Consider the following 18,265-nt stretch of genomic DNA (forward strand, 5'->3'; position numbering starts at 1 on the left):
CGGGGATCTTCGACGACGAGGACGAGACCGTGTGGATGCTGCCGTCGGCCTGCGCGGCGGAGACACCGAACGCGGCACCGCCCAGCACGAGCGCACCCGTGGTGGCGAGGGTGATGGAGGTCTTGAGGCTCTTGCGCATGTCTGCGTTCCTTTCGTTGTCGCGCTCGGCGCGAATCCCTGGATGCGCGCCGAACACACCCCGAACAGGGGTGGAGAACCAGCTACCTGCGGCTGGTGAGCGCTCCGGGTGTTTCCCGGCTTGTGCAGGTGATTCGACACCCCCCACCGAACGGTTTGGTCCGACTTCCTGGGCAGTGGCTGTCCCCCGTTCCGTACCGTGGTGCCATGGCTCCTGCACACATCGCGAGCACGGACCGCATCCGTGCGATCGACGCCTGGTGGCGCGCCGCGAACTACCTGACGGTCGGGCAGATCTACCTGCTCGACAACCCGCTCCTGACGCGCCCGATCGACCCGGACGACGTGAAGCCACGACTCCTCGGGCACTGGGGCACGTCCCCGGCGCTCAACCTCGTCTACGCGCACTGCAACGCCCTCATCGCCGAGACCGACCGCGACCTGCTCTACGTGTGCGGCCCGGGGCACGGTGGACCGGCGATGAACGCGAACGCGTGGCTCGAGGGCACGTGGGGCGAGCTGTACCCCGACATCACCCCCGACCCCGAGGGGCTGCGGAAGTTCTTCCGGCAGTTCTCGTTCCCGGGCGGCATCCCCTCGCACGCGGCGCCGGAGACGCCCGGTTCGATCAACGAGGGCGGTGAGCTCGGCTACTCCCTCGCGCACGCGTACGGCGCCGCGCTCGACAACCCTGACCTCGTGGTGGCGTGCGTCGTCGGCGACGGCGAGGCCGAGACCGGTCCGCTGTCCGGCTCCTGGCAGGCGCACACGTTCCTCGACCCGGTGTCCGACGGTGCCGTGCTCCCGATCCTCAACCTCAACGGGTGGAAGATCGCGAACCCGACGGTCCTCGCGCGCATCCCCGACGAGGACCTGACCGCCTACTTCCGCGGCCTCGGCTACGACCCGATCGTCGTGGACTCGGCGCGGGTCGACCACGACCCGTTCGCGGTGCACGCCCTGTTCGACGGTGCCCTCCGCCGCGCCCTGGCGTCCATCGACGACATCCAGGCCGCCGCGCGCGCCCAGGCGGCCCGTGCCGCCGCGGGGCAGCCGGCCGGTGCCGCCGACCTGCGCCCGCGCTGGCCGATGATCGTGCTCCGCACCCCGAAGGGCTGGACCGGTCCGCAGGAGGTCGACGGCGAGCGTGTCGAGGGCACCTTCCGCGCCCACCAGGTCCCGCTGCCCGCGGTCCGCGAGGACGCCGGACACCGCGAGCAGCTCGAGGAGTGGATGCGGTCCTACCGCCCCGACGAGCTCTTCGACGCCGACGGGCAGCCGATCGGCATCATGACGACCATCCGTCCGACCGGCGAGCACCGCATGAGCGCGACACCGCACGCCAACGGCGGCCGCATCCGCACGCCGCTCGACCGTCCGGCACTCGAGCCGTACGGCGTCGAGGCCGGGACGACTGCCAGCTCGACGGCGACGCTCGGACCGTGGCTCGCCGAGCTCGTCGAGCGCAACGGGTCGTCCTTCCGGCTGTTCGGGCCGGACGAGACGATCTCGAACAAGCTCGACGCGGTGTTCGACGTCACCTCCCGGGTCTGGCGTGCGCGCCGTGGCCCCGGTGACGAGCACCTCGGCGCACAGGGCCGGGTCGTCGAGGTCCTGTCCGAGCACCTGCTCGAGGGCATGCTCGAGGGCTACGTGCTCACCGGCCGGCACGGGCTGCTCAACACGTACGAGGCGTTCGCCCACATCATCGACTCGATGGTCGGCCAGTACGCCAAGTGGCTCGAGTCGTCGACCGACATCGACTGGCGCGCACCGGTGTCGAACCTGTCGATCCTGCTGTCGTCGCACGTGTGGCGGCAGGACCACAACGGGTTCTCGCACCAGGACCCGGGGTTCCTCGACGTCGTCGCCTCGAAGCAGCAGGACCTCGTCCGGATCAAGCTGCCCGCCGACGCGAACACGCTGCTCGCCGTCGCCGCGCACGCCTTCGAGACGACCGACCGGATCGAGGTCATCGTCGCGGGCAAGCACCCGGAGCCGGTGTTCCTGTCGCTCGAGGACGCCGTCGCGCACGCCGACGCGGGCCTCGGCGTGTGGGAGTGGGCCGGGACCGAGCAGCAGGTGGGCCGTGCCGACGTCGTGCTCGCGAGCGCCGGTGACGTGCCGACGGTCGAGGCGATGGCCGCGGCCGACATCATCCGGCACCACGCCCCCGGGGTCGGCGTCCGCTTCGTGAACGTCGTCGACCTGCTGTCCCTCGGCGACCCGCGCAAGCACGAGCACCCGGTGAGCGACGAGCGGTACGACGAGGTGTTCCTGCCGGGCACCCCCGTCGTGTTCGCCTTCCACGGCTACCCGTCGCTCGTGCACCAGCTGACGTACCGCCGGCACGGGCACGACGACCTGCACGTGCACGGGTTCCTCGAGCAGGGCACCACGACCTCCCCGTTCGACATGCTCATGCTCAGCGAGATGGACCGCTTCGCCCTGGCGCACGACGCGCTGTCCCGCGTCGACGCCGAGGCGCACGCCGACCTCCTCGCGAAGCTGACCGAGGCGCGGGAGGCGGCGCGGACCTTCGCGTACACCCGCGGCGAGGACCACCCCTCGCTCGCCGGGTGGGAGTTCGCCGGCTGGCCGCAGGACGAACCGACCTCCGGCGGGACCGGCGGCGACCCCGGGGCCGGCGAGACCGAGGACGCCGCACCGGGCGCCTGACCCGGTGCCAGGGTGGAGGGGTGCACGACTCCGTGATCCCTCCACCCGAGCGCCCGACCCTGCCGACCACCACGGGCGGCCGGTTCCCGGTCGGGCGCGTGTTCTGCGTCGGCCGGAACTACGCGGCGCACGCACGCGAGATGGGGCACGACCCCGACCGCGAGCCGCCGTTCTTCTTCACCAAGCCGGCGAGCGCCGTCGTGACGGACGGTGCGGACACCCCGTACCCGCCGCAGACCGCGCAGCTCGAGCACGAGGTCGAGCTCGTCGTGGCCCTCGGCGCCGGTGGGCGTGACGTCCCGGTCGACCGCGCGCTCGACCTCGTCTGGGGCTACGGCGTCGGCCTCGACCTGACCCGCCGCGACCTCCAGGCCGAGGCGAAGCGACTGGGGCGGCCGTGGGACCTGGCGAAGGGGTTCGACGCGTCGGCCCCGGTCGGCACGCTCGTCCCGGCCGCGGGCGTCGACCCGACCTCCGGCGCGGTGACGCTGCACGTGGACGGCGAGCTGCGCCAGTCGGGTGACCTCGGCGACCAGCTCTGGTCGGTCGCCGAGACGCTCGCCGAGCTCTCCCGGTCGGTCGCGCTGGCACCAGGGGACCTCCTGTTGACCGGTACCCCGGAGGGCGTCGGACCGCTGCGACGGGGCGACGTCCTGGTGGGGCGCATCGCGGGCGTGGGGAGCGTCGGCACGACGATCACCTGACCGGGCCGGACCGGCACGGCACGACACCGGCCCGGCCGGACCGCGCCCGCGAAACGCCCGGCTGGGAACCCCCGCAGACCGACGGCGTACCACGGACCCAGGCGTCGGGGACCGGTGACGCCGATCCACCAGGACGACCAGCCGTGGCACGTGCGACGGAGCCCGTCCGGAGCCAGGAGGTGCGCCGTGCGGGAACACGACCTGCTCGCGACGTCCTGGACCTGGGCCGGTGACGCCCCCGTCGCCGACCGGGTCCGTGCCGTCGGGGACGCCGGGTTCGCCGGGCTGTCCCTCTCGCTCGACGACCTGCACGAGGTCCGCGCCACCACCGGGTTCGCGGCACTGCGGCGGGTGCTGGACCGCGCCGGCATCGTCTGGGTGCAGCTCGGACCGCTCGACCGCTGGTGGGCCTCCCCCGACCGCACACCCGACGACGAGGCCGACCGCGGTGTCGTGCTCGAGGCGGCAGCGGCCCTGGGTGCGTGGCAGGTCGTCGCGCACGCCGACGGCCGGGTCCGCCCGCTCTCCCCGACCGCGCTGCTCGACGACTTCGTCGACCTCGCGACCCGGACGGCGACCGTCGGCGCACAGCTCGTGCTCGAACCGGAACCGTGGTCGAACCTGCCGACGGTCGAGCGCGCGTCGCGGTTCGTCCGCGCCGCCGACCACCCCGACGCCGGGCTCCTGCTCGACGCCGCCCACGCGCTCCGCGGCGGCTCCACGCTCGCGTCGATCGCACAGGGCGTGGCCCCCGGGGTCCTCGCGGCGGTCGAGCTGAGCGACGGCCTGCTGCACACCCCGTCCGGCATGACGCTCGCCGAGGAGTCCCGCACGGCCCGGTACCTGCCCGGCGCGGGGGCGTGGGACCTGCCCGGTCTCGTCCGGGTCCTCCGCGGGCTCGGCCACGACGAACCGTGGGGCGTCGAGGTCCGGACGGCCGCCCACCGCGCCATGCCGCTCGCCGACGCCCTGCGCACCGCGGCCGCGGCGACCCGTGCGGTGCTCGACGCGGCCGACGCCGCCGACGAACCGGCCGCCCCGGCCATGCCGTCCACCCCAGCCCCGACGTCCGCCGTCGACTTCGAGCCGAGCACGCACCGGCACGGACACGGGCGCAGCCGCCCCGGCGTACCGTCGGCCCCATGACGGATCACGCAGCAGACGACGCCCTCCTCCGCCGCTCGCAGGAGTCCATCGACGAGGCGAAGGCCGCGGCGGCCGAGGTCGACCTCCCCGAACAGGAGGACCTGATCGACGAGGATCTGCCCGCCGCCGACCACGCAGCCCCGGCGGACGGTCCGGCCCCCGCGGCCTGACCCGCACCCCACCGGACGGACGCCGAGAGCGCCCGGGAGCACCAGCTCCCGGGCGCTCCGTCGTGCCGTCGCCGGGAATCTCCGATCCGGGTGTGACGAAAGCCCGGTCCGACTCGTCACACCAGTGAGTTCCGGGACCGTGGGGATCCCGGCGGCCCGGACCGACGACGTTGCGGGCGACGAGACGTGCCGTGGTCGGCTCCCCCCCTGGACGGTCGACCACGGCGCCTCGGCGACGGCCCGTGCGTCCCCTGATCCGGCGCACGGGCCGTCTTCACGACTCGCGGACCACGTCCCCCGGCGCCTTGTCCGGCCGCCACCCGCGCCACGACGGCTGCCGGAGCCGCCCGTCACCCGTCCACTCGGCGAACACGACCTCGCCGACCCGGTCCGCACGCACCCAGTGCGCGTCACGGGCGTCCGCCCGCGGGACGTCGACGAACGGTGGGGTCTTCCGCTCCCGCGACCGCAGCACCGCGGCGATCGCGTCGAGGTCGCGGTCGCGGAACCCCGTCCCGACCTTGCCGACGTACTCCAGCCCGTCCGGACCGGGCACCCCGAGCAGCAGCGACCCGACCCCGCCGACGCGTCGACCCGCCCCGGGCTTCCACCCGCCGACGACGACCTCCTGCGTGCGGTGGTGCTTCACCTTGACCCAGGCCTCGGACCGGCGGCCCTCGGCGTACCGCGAGGACCGCTTCTTCGCGACGACGCCCTCCAGCCCGCGGGCCGCCGACTCCGCGACGGCGGCGGCGAAGTCCCCCGCGGCGGCTGGCGGCACGGCGATCGCACCGCCCGGCTCCACCACGGTCGTCAGGGCGTCACGTCGTGCGTCGTAGCCGAGCCGGGTGAGGTCGTGCCCGTCGGCCTCGAGCACGTCGAAGAGCAGCAGCTGCACGGGTGTGGTCGCGCGGGCCGCTTCGACCTCCCGCCGCCGGGTGAGCCCCATCCGGCCCTGCAGCAGCCCGAAGGACGGGCGGCCACGGTCGTCGGTGGCCACGACCTCGCCGTCGAACACGCCGTCGACACCGGCCCGCTCGGCGAGCTCCTGCAGCTCCGGGTACTGGTCGGTCAGGTCGTTGTCGTTGCGGCTGCGCAGGGTCACCCGTCCGTCGCGCACGGTCGCGAGGGCGCGCACGCCGTCCCACTTCATCTCGAACGCCCAGTGCGCCGGGTCGAACGTCGGCGTGCCCGTGGCCGGGGACGCGAGCATGGCCCGGCGCTCGGTCGGCTCGCGTCCGGCGTCCGGTCGCGCGGACGGACGGGAGGCGCGGCTCGCGTCCGCCCCGCCGCCACCGTCCGCCGTGCGGTCGGGTTGCTCCTTGGTGCGGTGGATCAGCCAGTTCTTCTCGTCGCCGTCCCGCCCACGACCGCGGGTGTGCAGCAACGCGAGGCGACGGACGCCGTTCGTCCGGCCGTGCAGCGTGACGATGACCTCCTCGCCCTCGCGCCACTTCTCGAGCTCGTACGTGCCGTCGTCCCAGATCGTCACCGTGCCGCCGCCGTACTCGGCGTGCGGGATCGTGCCCTCGAAGCCGCCGTACTCGAGCGGGTGGTCCTCGGTCTGGACCGCGAGGTGGTTCCTCCCCGGGTCGGTCGGTTCACCCTTCGGCAGCGCCCAGCTGACGAGGACGCCCTCGTGCTCCAGCCGGAAGTCGTAGTGGTCCCGGGTCGCGTGGTGTTCCTGGACGACGAACGTCGGCTTCCCGTCCCGCCGGACCGTCGGTGCCTCCTCGGGCACCGGTTCCGGGGTGCGCGACGCGTCGCGCTTCGCGCGGTAGGCGGCCAGCCGGTCGCGACCCGGCTGCTCCGCGGCGTTCGCACGCTGGGTCCGGTCGCCGTCCCAGTGACCGGAGTCGGGCCTCCCGACCGACAGCGAGGCGGACCCGACCGGGTGCAGGAGGTCCCCACGCGCCTCCAGGCGGTCGAGGACCTCGGCCAGCTCCAGCTGGGCGAGCCCCTTCGTCGTCAGCTCGTCCCAGGTGCGCGGTGCCGCGACCGTCGGCCGGTCACGGCCGCGCAGCGAGTACGGCGCGATCGTGGTCTTGTTGCCGTTGTTCTGCGACCAGTCGACGAACACCTTGCCCGCGCGCTCGGCGCGGCTCATCGACGACAGCACGAGGTCGGGCAGGTCCTGCTCGAGCGCCCGCGCGAGCTCGTGCGCGACGTCCGAGACGTGCTGCGCGCTGGCCCGCCCGTCCAGGGCGGCGTACAGGTGGATGCCCTTCGACCCGGACGTCACCGGGTACGGGTCCAGGCCCATGCCGCGCAGGAGCTCGCGGGCGGCGACCGCGACCTCGACGCACTCCGGGAGGCCGACGCCCTCGCCGGGGTCCAGGTCGAGCACGAGGCGGTCCGGGTGCTGCTGCGCTCCGCGCGGGCCGAAGCGCCACTGCGGGACGTGCAGCTCGAGGGCGGCCTGCTGCGCCATCCAGACGAGCGTCGGCAGGTCGTCGACGACCGGGTACTCGGTGTCGTGCTCCTTGTGCGCGATCGTGTGGTGCCGTACCCACTCGGGGGCGGAGTCGGGCAGGTTCTTCTCGAAGAAGACCTTGCCGTCGACGCCGTTCGCCCAGCGCTTCCGGGTGACCGGACGGTCCTTGACGTGCGGGATCATCCACGGGGCGACCCGCTCGTAGTAGGCGATCACCTGCCCCTTCGTGGTGCCGGTCGCGGGGTAGAGGACCTTGTCGGTGTTCGACAGCGCGAGCCGACGGTCGCCGACGAGGACCGTGGTGCGGCGGGAGACCGGGCTCACGGGGTGGCCGCCCGGCGGGGGCGGGCCGCGCGGACCCGCGCGGTGCTCGTCGCGCTCACAGCGCGACCCCGGTCGCTCCCGCCACCGTGAGGGTGCTGCCGGACGTGTACGACGACTCCGGTCCCGCCAGGTACACGTACGCGCTGCCGAGCTCGACCGGCTGCGCGGGACGGCCGAAGGGCGTGTCCTCGCCGTAGTGGGCGATCTCGTCGCCCGGGTAGCTCGTCGGCTGCAGCGGCGTCCACACCGGGCCGGGGACGACCGTGTTCGCCCGGATCCCCTTCGCCGCGAGCTGCCGGGCCAGGCCGTTCGTGTACGTGGTGATCGCGGCCTTGGTCGCCGCGTAGTCGATCATCCGGTCCTGCGGTTGGTGCGCCGAGACCGAGCTCGTCGTGACGATCGCGCTGCCCGGCGCCATGTGCGGCACCGCCGCCCGCACCAGCCAGAACAGCGAGTACAGGTTGACCTTCATCGTCCGGTCGAAGTCCTCGGTGGACTGCTGCGTGACGTCCTCGTGCACCTGCTGGTGTCCGGCGACGAGCACCAGGGCGTCGAGGCCGCCGAGCGCGCTCACGGCGTCCCGGACCAGGGTCGCGCAGAACGCCTCGTCGGTCAGGTCGCCCGGCAGCAGCACCGCCCTGCGGCCGAGGTCGCCGACGACGTCGCGGACCTGCTCGAGGTCCTCGAGCTCGTCGGGCAGGGCGTTCAGGACGACGTCCGCGCCCTCCTTCGCCATCGCGATCGCCGCGGCGCGCCCGATGCCGGAGTCGGCGCCCGTGACGAGCACCCGGTAGCCGGGCATCCGGCCCGTGCCGAGGTAGCTCGACTCGCCGTGGTCGGGCGTGGGGTCCATCGCGCTCGCGAGGCCGGCACCCTGCTGCGTCTGCGCCGGGAACGGCGGACGGGGGTGCTGCGAGCGCGGGTCCTGCTTGTCGAGCTGGCTCATGGGCCCATGGTGCTCGCGGTGGCGGGGACGGGTCTCAGGGGTGGTCGGAGGTGCGGTCGGCCTGGTGCGTGGTGTCGGCGTCGCGGCCCCCGTTCGCGGACACGTGTCCGGCGGACGAGCGGACGGGCGCGGCGAGCAGCCGTCCGGCCGCGGCCCGGCCGCCCGGGTCCCCGACGAGCCCGACGGCGGCGATGAGCGCCCACACCAGGGCGAGGCCCCAGTTCTGCGGCGACCCGGTCACGGCCGTCAGCGTCCAGAGCGCAGCGACCACGGCGGACAACCAACCGCTCACGCGGCGCCGTCCCAGGTCGCTCGTCCACTGCTGCACGCGGGGCCGCCAGACGGCTTCGGGTACGTCCGCCGGCACGCTGCCCGCGCGGATCCAGCGTCGGGTCTCGACGACCGCGGCACGGCCACCCCGACGCGACCAGTTCCACACCTGCGACGCCGGGAGCACGACCGCGAGGACGAGCCCGAGCACGACGACGGCCGTCCAGGGCGTCGGGACGTCCAACATCACGAAGAAGACCAGGGGGACGAGCGCGCCGACGAGCGCGAGCCCGACGAGCTGCCACCACCCCGCGGCGTCGATGCGGTCGGCCACGCGGTCCTGCTCCCCCGTGCGGTCCTGCTCGCCAGTGCCGTCCTGCTCCCCCGTCATGAGCGCGAGGCTACGCCCTCCGCCGACCACAGCTGCCGATCCGCCGACAACTGAGCGCCCGTCCGCACCCGCGCGGGCATCATGTGCGCATGAGGTCGATCTGGAAGGGCTCCATCGCGTTCGGGCTCGTCAACGTGCCCATCAAGGTGTACGCGGCGACGGAGACCCACGACGTGTCGCTCCACCAGGTCCACGACGACGACAAGGGCCGCATCCGGTACAAGCGCGTGTGCGAGTTCGGCCACGAGGTCGAGTACGGCGACATCCAGCGCGCCTACGACGACGGCGACAAGACCGTCGTGCTGACCCCGGAGGACTTCGAGCAGCTCCCCCAGGAGCAGTCGCACGAGATCGAGGTCCTGGAGTTCGTGCCCGTCGACCAGGTCGACCCGATGATGTTCGAGAAGACGTACTACCTCGAGCCCGACTCCCGCTCCCCCAAGGCGTACGTCCTGCTGCGGGAGACCCTGGCGAAGACCGACCGGCTCGCGATCGTGCAGTTCACGCTGCGGCAGAAGACCCGGCTCGGGGTCCTCCGCGTGCACGACGACGTCGTCCTGCTCCAGGGGCTGCTCTGGGGCGACGAGGTCCGCGCGCCCGACTTCAAGTCCCTCGATGCGTCGGTCAAGGTCAGCGCGAACGAGCTGAAGATGTCGTCGTCCCTCGTCGACAGCATGTCCACCGACTTCGACCCGGACCGCTACACCGACGCGTACCAGGAGGAGCTGCAGCAGCTCATCGACGCGAAGCTCGAGGCCGGCGACGACGTCGACACCGCGGAGACCTTCGGTGAGCGCTCGGACGACGAGGACGACGACGCGGGTGGGGACGTCATCGACCTGATGGCCGCCCTGCGGGCGTCCGTCGACAAGAAGCGGTCTGGAGGATCGGGGTCGCGTCCGTCGTCCGGCTCACGGGGGCAGGGCGGGTCGGCACGGAAGGCCGGCCAGGAGAAGGCTCCGGAGGAGGCCGGCAGCACGGAGCAGGCGGCGCCCGCGAAGAAGACGACCACGGCGACGAAGAAGACGACGGCAGCGAAGAAGGCGGCAGCGCCGAAGAAGACGACGGCGGCCGCGAAGAAGGCGCCCGCCACGAAGAAGCCAGCGGCGAAGAAGCAGGCCAGCTAGCCGTCCTTGCTCGTCCGCGGAGTGCGAGCGGGATCGACACCCACAGCGCCGCCGTCCCCACGAACACCACCACACTCCCGACGACCCCGCCGACGTCCCCGACCACGACGTCGAACACGAACACGAACAGCACATTGCCCGAGAAGAGCAGCGCGCTCGCCGCTGGTTCCGCTCATGCCCGGAACCTCCCTGCAGCTGTGATCGGGGTGGGGATCTCGTCGTGATCCGACCAGTGACGACTATCTTGGACGGTATGGCAACCTCAGAGCTCCAGGCGTTCGAGCGCTCCGTCCGCGCCGACCTCCCCGAGATCGTCGACGAGCTCCGATCGGTGCTCGGCTCGAAGCTCGTCGCCTTCATCGCCGGGGTGAACGAGACCCGCGCGGTGCACCAGTGGGCCGAGGCGGGCGGTCGACGCCCGTCGAGCACGGTCGAGCAGCGCCTCAAGCTCACGTTCCGTGTGGCCGAGCTCATCGCGTCGAACGACGGCGACCGGGTGGCGCAGGCCTGGTTCCAGGGCCTCAACCCGCGACTCGAGGACACCTCACCAGCGCGCGTGCTCCGCGACGGAGACCTCGACGAGGCCGGTCCCCGCGTCCTCGCCGCCGCACGTTCCTTCGTCGGGAACGCCTGACCGCCGCGCATGGGGGCGTTCGCGACGAAGACTCCCGCTGCACCGGTCTGGCGAGTCGGCCGTGCGCCGTCGCCGTGGGCGTGGGTGGACTGGAAGTGGGCGGACGGGGGGACCTTCCCGGGACGGTGGGACGCGCCGAACCGGACATACCGGACGACCTACGCGGCGTCCTCGGCGTACGCGGCCCTGGTCGAGGTCCTCGCGCAGTTCCGTCCGGACCCGGAGCTGCACGAGGCGTTGGCCGGCATCGATGAGGACGAGGTCGACGCGCTCTACCCGACCGTCAGCGCGGGCACGATCCCGGCGTCCTGGTTCCATGCCAGGCGACTCGCTCGAGCGCGACTCCTCGGCGTCTACTGCGACGTCTCCGCCGCCGCGACGATCGCGGAACTGCGCCCGAGGTTCCTCGGGGCTGCTCGGTCCGCAGGACTCCCGGACTTCGATGCCGCCGCGCTGCAGATCGCGGAGCGCCGTGCACTCACACAGCAGGTCGGCCTCGCCGTCTACACGGAGACGGACGCAGCGGCGAACCCGACGTTCGACGGCGTCCGGTTCCTCTCGCGGCACGGATCCGACCTGGAGCTCTGGACGGTGTTCGAACGTTCGACGGACGGCGAGCGGAGCGCCCTGCTCCGCGACGTCGAGGTCGGGCCGCTCACGAGCCACCATCCCGACGTCGTCGCCGCGATGACCCTGCACGGGCTGACGCTGGACGACTGACCCCGCCGTCACGAACCCGAAACACGCGTCCGGGAGACTGTCCCCATGACTCCACAAGAGCCTGGGAGCCTGCAGTCGTCATCCGTGACCGCCGGCCCGCCCGTCACCGTGTCCATCACCCGTCTCGTCGAACCCGACCGCATCCCCGAGGCCACCGCCTGGGTGCAGTCCGGCGTGAACCTGGCGAACCGCTACCCGGGCTTCCTCGGCTCCGGGTGGGTCCGCTCGCACGCGACCAGCCGCGAGTGGCACATGCTCTACCGCTTCGCCGACCACGAGCAGCTCGCGACGTGGGAGAACTCCGACGACCGCCTCCGCTGGCTCGACCTCGGGCGTGACCTCGTGGTCGAGTCCCGCGTCGAGAAGCGCACCGGCATCGAGGGCTGGTTCGACGCCCCGGCCGACGCCCCGGAGTCGAGCGCCCCGCCGCGGTGGAAGCAGGCGGTGAGCATCTGGCTCGGCTTCTTCCCGGTGAACCTCGCCTTCACCTACCTGATGGCCTGGCTCGTCCCCGCGTTCGCGCACGTCGCGGTCCTGCCCCGAGTACTGGTCACCACGCTCGTGCTGACGCCGATCATGACCTTCTGGGTGCTGCCCTTCGTGACGAAGCTCATCCGCCCCTGGCTGCTCGCCCCGCCGCGCGCCGGCTGACCCCGCCGACCGGGCACCAGCCGCTGCGGCCGACGCCGGTCCACCGCCAGCCGCAGCGGCTCACGCCGCCGGACCGTCTCAGCCGAGCACCGACAGCTGGTCGAGCCGCTCCAGGATGACGCCCTCGCGCAACGCCCACGGGCAGATCTCGAGCGCCGGCAGGTCGAAGATGTCCAGGCACGCCTCGGCGACGAGCGCGCCCGGCACGACCTGGTGCGCCCGGCTCGGCGAGACACCGGGCAGCGCGGCCAGCTCGGCGACCGACTTCGTCAGCAGTGACGGCAGCAGGCGCCGCAGCTCGGCGCCGTCGAGCGCGCGCGGGACGAGCGGGCCGGCCGCCGAGGGTGCCGCACCGCAGATGCGCGCGATCGACCGGAAGGTCTTCGACGTCGCGACGGCACGGTCCGGTCGCCCGGAGCGCAGCAGCAGCCCGGCGTCACGGGCGATCGCGACCCGGATCTCGTGTCGGATGCGGCGGACGTCGTCCTCGCTCGGTGTGCCGTCGGCGAAGTAGGTGCGAGCGAGCCGCGCGGCGCCGATCGGCATCGACCAGGCGACGTCCGGCGCCTCGTCGCCACCGCCGGCGATCTCGAGCGAACCGCCGCCGATGTCGAACACCGCGAGGCGTCCGGCGGACCACCCGAACCAGCGCCGCACCGCCAGGAAGGTCAGGCGCGCCTCGTCCCCGCCCGAGAGCACGGCGAGCTCGACGCCCGTCTCCCGTTCGACGTGCGCGAGCACCGCGTCCGAGTTCACCGCGTCGCGGACGGCCGAGGTCGCGAACGCGAGCATGTCCTCGCACCCGCGGTCCTCGGCGACGCGCACGGACTCGGCGACGAACGACGTCAGGGCGTCGACGCCTTCGGGGGTCACCGCGCCGGAGTCGTCGAGGTGCTCGGCGAGCCGCAGCGGCTGCTTGAACGACGACGCCGGCAGCGGCGCCGCCCCGCCGTGGGCGTCCACCACGAGCAGGTGGCCGGTGTTGGACCCGATGTCGAGGACTCCCACGCGCATGGCACAACGCTAGCGGCCGTGCTGTCCCCGGATGGCCGGGAGGCCGGGAAGGACGGACGGGAGGCCCGGCTCAGCCCCGCAGGAAGGACTCCAGTTCCGACGTGGTCGGGTACGAGGCCTGTGCGCCCGGCTTCGTCGCGGCGTACGCCCCGACACCGACCGCGAACCGCGCTGCCTCGACCAGGGAGTCCCCCGCGTCGAGCCGGAGCGCCACCGCACCCATGAACGCGTCGCCGCAGCCCGTGGTGTCGACCGGGTCGACCCGGACGGCCGCGACCTCGACGGGTGCGCTGTCGCCGTCGTGCACGACGCACCCGGCACCGCCGCGCGTGACGATCGACCGCGCGACGCCGTGGTCGCCGAGCTCGGCGGCCTCGTGCTCGTTGACGAGGAGCACGTCGGTCAGGTCGAGCAGCTCCTGCGGCACGGCCCCGAACGGCGACAGGTTCGTCAGCACCGTGGCGCCCGCCGCCCGACCGGCCCGCGCGGCGGCGAGCACGACGTCGATCGAGACCTCGAGGCAGAGGCCGAGCACCCCGGCGCCGTCGAACGCGTCGGCGGGCACGTCGTCCGGCGTGAGCGTGGCGTTCGCGCCGCCCGAGATCACGATGGTGTTCTCGCCCGCGGCGTCGACCGTGATGACGGCGGTGCCCGTGGCGACGCCCTCGCGGGACGCGACCAGCGTCGTGTCGACCCCGGCAGCCGCGACGGAGTCGCGGAGCAGTCGACCGTTCCCGTCGTCGCCGACCGCACCGATCATGCGCACCGCTCCCCCGAGCCTCCCGGCTGCCACCGCCTGGTTGGCGGACTTGCCCCCGGGCAGGACCGCGAGGTCGGACCCGTGCAGGGTCTCCCCGGGCTGCGGGAAGCGCTCGGTGCGGACCACGAGGTCCGCGTTGAGGCTGCCGACGACGACGATGCCGCTCATGCGGTGACTCCTGTCTCGGCCGAGGCCGGGCGCGGGATGAGGAAGGACGTGGCGAGGGCCGCGCAGGTGATCACGGCACCGAGCAGCATGCCACCCGAGTAGCCCGCGGTGCCCGCGGACCCACCGGTGCCGAGCGCGGTCTGCAGCGCCGGCAGGACCGCGAAGCTGATGCCCGCACCGAGGTTGAACGCACCGGCGTTCAGGCCGGGCAGGAACCCGGGGTTCGACGCCGGCGAGAGCACGATGCCGAGGCCGTTGAGGATGATGTTCGCGACACCGGCGTAGGTGATGCCGATCAGGACGGTGGCCGCGACCAGGACGGGCAGCGAGTGCACGCCGACGAGCGCCATCACGACGGTCGCGACGATGCTGCCGACCAGGCCGACGCGGAGCACCGCCCGGTACCCGAGGGTCGGGGCGAGCCGGCCGGCGAACGGTCCGACGATCCACCCGACCAGGGCGTACGGCACGAGGAACGCGAGCGAGGCGAGGTCCGGCTCCATGCCGAACCCGACGTCGGGGTTCTGCGCGAGGCTCGTGACCAGGCCGTTCACCACCGCGAACACGCCCGTCATCGTCAGCAGCGTCGTGACGAGCAGCGCCCACGTGCCGCGACGGCGCAGGTACCGGGTCTCGACGAGCGGCTCCCGGACCCGCGACTCGATCGCCCAGAAGACCCCGAACGCCACGAGCGCGACGACGATCCCGCCGACCACGAGGGCCCAGTTCGCCGCGCCGAGCTTGCCGGCCTCGTTGCACGCGGTCAACAGCGCGCCGACGCTGACAACGAGCGGCAGGACGCCGACCCAGTCCATCCGGGTGCCCGCCGACGGCCGGGACTCGACGCCCCAGCGCGCGACCATGAGCGCCGCGACCGCCGTCACGACGACGATCACCCAGAAGATGCCGCGGAACCCGAAGTGCGTCGCGATCCAGCCGCCGGCCAGGGCGTCGACGCCGGCGATGCCACCGTTGACCGCGGTGAGCAGGCCGAGGGCGGCGCCGTAGCGCTTGGGGTCCGCGATCTCGTTGCGCAGGACGAGCAGGCCGATCGGCACGACGGGTCCGGTGACGCCCTGGATCATCCGGCCGACGAACAGCATCGGCACGTTCACCGCGAGCGCGGCGACGACGCTGCCGACGAGCATCACGAGGAGCATGGCGAGCAGGACCCGCTTGCGCCCGACGATGTCGGACAGGCGGGGCAGGAACAGCGAGAACAGCGCCGCGATCGTGAAGAACAGCGTCTGCGACAGCCCGATGGTGGCGTCGTCGGTGCGGAGTTCGTCGGCCATCGTCGCCAGCGCGGGGCTGAGCATGCTCGCGTTCAGCTGGAACGCGATGCACGCCGCGAGCAGTGCCGCGGTGAGGGCGGCGGTCGACTTCGTCGTCGAGGTGGTGGTCACGGCGCTCAGCGCTCCTGCGCGACGACGGTTACGTCGGTGTCGGTGTCGGTGTCGGTGTCGGCGACCGCCTCGGCGGCCGCACGCGGGGTCCACCCGGTGTCGGGCGTCTCCCCGATGCGCTCGAGCGCGTCGACGACGAGGTCCCAGAAACGCTCGTGGTCGAGCTCCATCGCGGCGCTCGTGCGGCAGTCCTCGGGCGCCGGGGACCGGAAGTCGGCGACGGTCATGCCGAGCGTGTGCGTGCCGTGGGTCTCGATCGTGATCGGGACCTTCACGGCGCGGACGATCGTCGGGTCGATGACGTACGCCACGGCGCAGGGGTCGTGCACGGGCGGCGAGTCGAAGCCCTGCGCGTCCTCGTAGGCCTTGCCGAAGAAGTCGAGCAGCTCCCCGACGAACGCCGCGGGCCCGGTGCCGACGGCGGCGATGCGCGCGGCGACCTCCGGCGTGGCGAGCGCCTGGTGCGTCAGGTCGAGGCCGACCATGACGACGTCCCAGCCGGCGCGGAACACGATGTCGGCGGCCTCGGGGTCGATGACGATGTTGAACTCGGCGACCGCGCTCCAGTTGCCGACGTGCACGCCGCCGCCCATGAGCACGACCTGCTTGACCCGCTCGACGATGCGCGGCTCCTTGCGGACGGCGAGCGCGATGTTCGTCAGGCCGGCGGTCGGCACGATGGTGACGGTGCCCGGCTCGTGCGCCATCACGGTGTCGATGATGAGGTCGACCGCGTGCCGCTCGTCGAGCGCGAAGGACGGCTCGGGGAGCATCGGTCCGTCGAGGCCGCTCTCGCCGTGGATCTCGGGGGCGACCTCGATCTCGCGGAGCAGCGGTCGGGGGCTGCCGGCGGCGAAGGGCACCCCGGTGATCCCGGCGATGCGCGCGACGGCGAGGGCGTTGCGGGTGACCTTCGGCAGGGTCTGGTTGCCGACGACGGTCGTCACGGCGAGGAGCTCGATCGCGGGGCTCCCGTGTGCGAGCAGCATGGCGACGGCGTCGTCGTGGCCGGGGTCGCAGTCGAGGATGATCTTCTGCTTCGTTGCATCGGGCACCTTGGGCGCTCCACTTCGTCGGGGATCGGGGTCGGACGGCTCGTGTCCGCGTGTCCGCGCTCGGGCGGACGGATGTCTGTGCTTGACGCGGTGGGGTCCGTGACGTGGAGGAACCAACTCCGGCACGGCGCGTCAAGCGTTTGACATCACACCACGTCAAACGCTTGACGTCAATTCGCCGAGCAGTTCTCGCCTCGGTCGGCCGGTCGCGTCGCTAGGCTCGTCGGGTGCCGTCCTCCGCCCTCCCGGCCCGCCGTGTCACCGCGGCGATGGTGGCGGAGCGCGCCGGCACGAGCATCGCGACGGTGTCCCTCGTGGTGAACGGCAAGGAGCGCGGACGGGTCTCGGCACCGATCGCCGCCCGGGTCCGCGAGGCCGTGCAGGACCTCGGCTACGTCGTCGACCACGCGGCGAGCTCCCTGGCCCGCGGCACCGGCGACCTGGTCGTCCTCGTCGCCCCCGACCTGTCGAACCCGTTCTTCGCCGAGGTCATCCGCGGCGTCCGGGACACGCTCGGCGACCGCCACCAGCTCGTGTTGTCCGTCACCGAGCGCGGCGCCCAGCCGTCCGCCGCGGACCTGCGCCGGTTCGAGCGGCTGCGTCCGGCCGGCATCCTCGTGGACGCCCCGGCCGCGGGCGAGGTCCTCGACGCCGCCGTCCCGGTCGTCCTGCTCGACGCCCCGGACGCCCCGGCGGGAGCGGTCGCCGTCGACTACGACCTGACCCTGGGCATCGACGAGCTCGTCGCCCACCTGCGCGAACGGGGACACGAGCGGGTCGCGTACCTCGACGGCACCGCGCGCGTCGCGACGTTCGGCGTCCGGCACCGGCTGTTCGACGAGGCCTGCGCGGCCGCCGGCATCACCGTCTCGGAGCTCGGCGCGCGGGCGGACCTGACCGTCGACGCCGCGGCCGCCGCGACCGAGCACGCGATCGAGGCCTGGCACGAGGACGGGGTCACCGCTGTGGTCGCCGCCGCGGACACGCTCGCCTACGGAGTGCTGCGGGTCGCCGGCGCGATGGGGCTGCGGGTCCCCGAGGACCTCGCGGTCGCGGGCTTCGACGACCTGCCGTCGTCCTCGGTCACTGCCCCGGCCCTGACGAGCGTCGCCCTGCCCGGGGCGGAGCTCGGTCGGGCGGCCGCGCTCCGGCTCCTCGCCGCGATCGACGGGACCACACCCGAGCCCGTCGCGCTGCCGACGCGCCTGGTGCGGCGCGCGAGCACCGGCGGCTGACGGGTCGCGGTCGGCACGCTCCTCCCCTGCCGTCGCCGAAGCGACAGATCGCGGGCCGGGCCGGGCCACGTCGGTCAGCCGTCGTCCCCGCGAGGGCGACAGATCCCGTGTCGGGTCGGCCGTCACCCCTGCCGAAGCGACAGATCGCCGCCGACAGTCGGCTGTGATCTGTCGCTTTCGCGAGAGGCCCGCCAGCGGACGGCGGACCGCTGACAGCGGGTGGCGGGTGRCGGGTGACGGGCGGCGGGTGACGGGACTGGACAGGACCAGCGCGGCAGGGGAGGAGCGTGCCG

Annotated in this window: 16 protein-coding genes; 9 read left to right on the plus strand and 7 right to left on the minus strand. The window is 73.3% G+C overall.

What is annotated here, in order from left to right:
• The first annotated feature begins 345 nt into the window (after positions 1 to 345).
• The 4 genes from BEP24_RS12820 (at position 346) to BEP24_RS17650 (ending at position 4,837) form a co-directional block, all read left to right on the plus strand.
• Positions 346 to 2,817 (plus strand): phosphoketolase, encoded by a 2,472-nt coding sequence (locus BEP24_RS12820; protein ID WP_065963986.1) that lies wholly within the window; start codon positions 346 to 348, stop codon positions 2,815 to 2,817.
• Positions 2,818 to 2,837: 20 nt separating this feature from the next.
• Positions 2,838 to 3,521: a fumarylacetoacetate hydrolase family protein gene (locus BEP24_RS12825; RefSeq protein ID WP_065963987.1), complete on the plus strand. Its 684-nt coding sequence runs from the start codon at positions 2,838 to 2,840 to the stop codon at positions 3,519 to 3,521.
• A 186-nt stretch (positions 3,522 to 3,707) separates the two neighbouring features.
• Positions 3,708 to 4,667 (plus strand): sugar phosphate isomerase/epimerase family protein, encoded by a 960-nt coding sequence (locus BEP24_RS12830; RefSeq protein WP_065963988.1) that lies wholly within the window; start codon positions 3,708 to 3,710, stop codon positions 4,665 to 4,667.
• Positions 4,664 to 4,837, plus strand: a complete 174-nt coding sequence (locus tag BEP24_RS17650; protein ID WP_171898813.1) for a hypothetical protein — start codon at positions 4,664 to 4,666, stop codon at positions 4,835 to 4,837. The genes BEP24_RS12830 and BEP24_RS17650 overlap by 4 nt, the downstream gene beginning before the upstream one ends.
• Before the next feature lie 274 nt (positions 4,838 to 5,111).
• Here BEP24_RS17650 and BEP24_RS12835 read toward each other — a convergent pair whose 3' ends face one another.
• The 3 genes from BEP24_RS12835 to BEP24_RS12845 are packed head-to-tail and all read right to left on the minus strand — an operon-like array spanning position 5,112 to position 9,202.
• Positions 5,112 to 7,595: an ATP-dependent DNA ligase gene (locus BEP24_RS12835; protein WP_065963991.1), complete on the minus strand. Its 2,484-nt coding sequence runs from the start codon at positions 7,593 to 7,595 to the stop codon at positions 5,112 to 5,114.
• A 55-nt stretch (positions 7,596 to 7,650) separates the two neighbouring features.
• On the minus strand, positions 7,651 to 8,541 hold the full coding sequence (locus BEP24_RS12840; RefSeq protein ID WP_065963993.1) for an SDR family oxidoreductase: 891 nt from the start codon (positions 8,539 to 8,541) through the stop codon (positions 7,651 to 7,653).
• A 34-nt stretch (positions 8,542 to 8,575) separates the two neighbouring features.
• The gene (locus BEP24_RS12845) at positions 8,576 to 9,202 is read right to left on the minus strand and encodes a hypothetical protein (protein WP_065963997.1); all 627 of its coding nucleotides are present in this window, start codon (positions 9,200 to 9,202) and stop codon (positions 8,576 to 8,578) included.
• 89 nt (positions 9,203 to 9,291) lie between these two features.
• Here BEP24_RS12845 and BEP24_RS12850 point away from each other — a divergent pair, with 89 nt between their 5' ends.
• The 4 genes from BEP24_RS12850 to BEP24_RS12865 all read left to right on the plus strand — a co-directional run bounded on the left by BEP24_RS12850 (position 9,292) and on the right by BEP24_RS12865 (position 12,334).
• Entirely contained in the window at positions 9,292 to 10,329 is a 1,038-nt protein-coding gene (locus BEP24_RS12850; protein WP_065963998.1) for a Ku protein, read from the plus strand.
• Positions 10,330 to 10,582: 253 nt separating this feature from the next.
• A complete protein-coding gene (locus tag BEP24_RS12855; RefSeq protein WP_065963999.1) occupies positions 10,583 to 10,963 on the plus strand; it encodes a hypothetical protein in 381 nt (126 codons plus the stop codon).
• A 9-nt stretch (positions 10,964 to 10,972) separates the two neighbouring features.
• Positions 10,973 to 11,683 carry an RES domain-containing protein gene (locus BEP24_RS12860; RefSeq protein ID WP_065964000.1) on the plus strand — a complete coding sequence of 237 codons (711 nt, stop codon included), beginning with the start codon at positions 10,973 to 10,975 and terminating at the stop codon, positions 11,681 to 11,683.
• Positions 11,684 to 11,728: 45 nt separating this feature from the next.
• Entirely contained in the window at positions 11,729 to 12,334 is a 606-nt protein-coding gene (locus BEP24_RS12865; RefSeq protein WP_065964001.1) for an antibiotic biosynthesis monooxygenase, read from the plus strand.
• Between the two features lie 78 nt (positions 12,335 to 12,412).
• Here the strand turns inward: BEP24_RS12865 and BEP24_RS12870 are convergent, their stop codons facing one another.
• From BEP24_RS12870 to BEP24_RS12885, 4 genes are all read right to left on the minus strand, one after another.
• Complete coding sequence (locus tag BEP24_RS12870; protein WP_065964002.1) at positions 12,413 to 13,348, minus strand: Ppx/GppA phosphatase family protein; 936 nt, start codon at positions 13,346 to 13,348, stop codon at positions 12,413 to 12,415.
• A 70-nt stretch (positions 13,349 to 13,418) separates the two neighbouring features.
• Positions 13,419 to 14,276: a ribokinase gene (locus BEP24_RS12875; RefSeq protein ID WP_065964003.1), complete on the minus strand. Its 858-nt coding sequence runs from the start codon at positions 14,274 to 14,276 to the stop codon at positions 13,419 to 13,421.
• Complete coding sequence (locus tag BEP24_RS12880) at positions 14,273 to 15,682, minus strand: MFS transporter (protein WP_065964007.1); 1,410 nt, start codon at positions 15,680 to 15,682, stop codon at positions 14,273 to 14,275. The genes BEP24_RS12875 and BEP24_RS12880 overlap by 4 nt, the downstream gene beginning before the upstream one ends.
• Before the next feature lie 5 nt (positions 15,683 to 15,687).
• On the minus strand, positions 15,688 to 16,737 hold the full coding sequence (locus BEP24_RS12885) for a nucleoside hydrolase (RefSeq protein WP_065964010.1): 1,050 nt from the start codon (positions 16,735 to 16,737) through the stop codon (positions 15,688 to 15,690).
• Positions 16,738 to 16,964: 227 nt separating this feature from the next.
• On the opposite strand from BEP24_RS12885, the gene BEP24_RS12890 reads away from it, so the two are divergent.
• Positions 16,965 to 17,972, plus strand: coding sequence for a LacI family DNA-binding transcriptional regulator (locus tag BEP24_RS12890; protein ID WP_253181684.1), 1,008 nt, complete (start codon positions 16,965 to 16,967; stop codon positions 17,970 to 17,972).
• The last annotated feature ends 293 nt before the right edge of the window (positions 17,973 to 18,265 follow it).

Source organism: Curtobacterium sp. UCD-KPL2560 (assembly GCF_001705035.1).
Lineage (GTDB): Bacteria > Actinomycetota > Actinomycetes > Actinomycetales > Microbacteriaceae > Curtobacterium.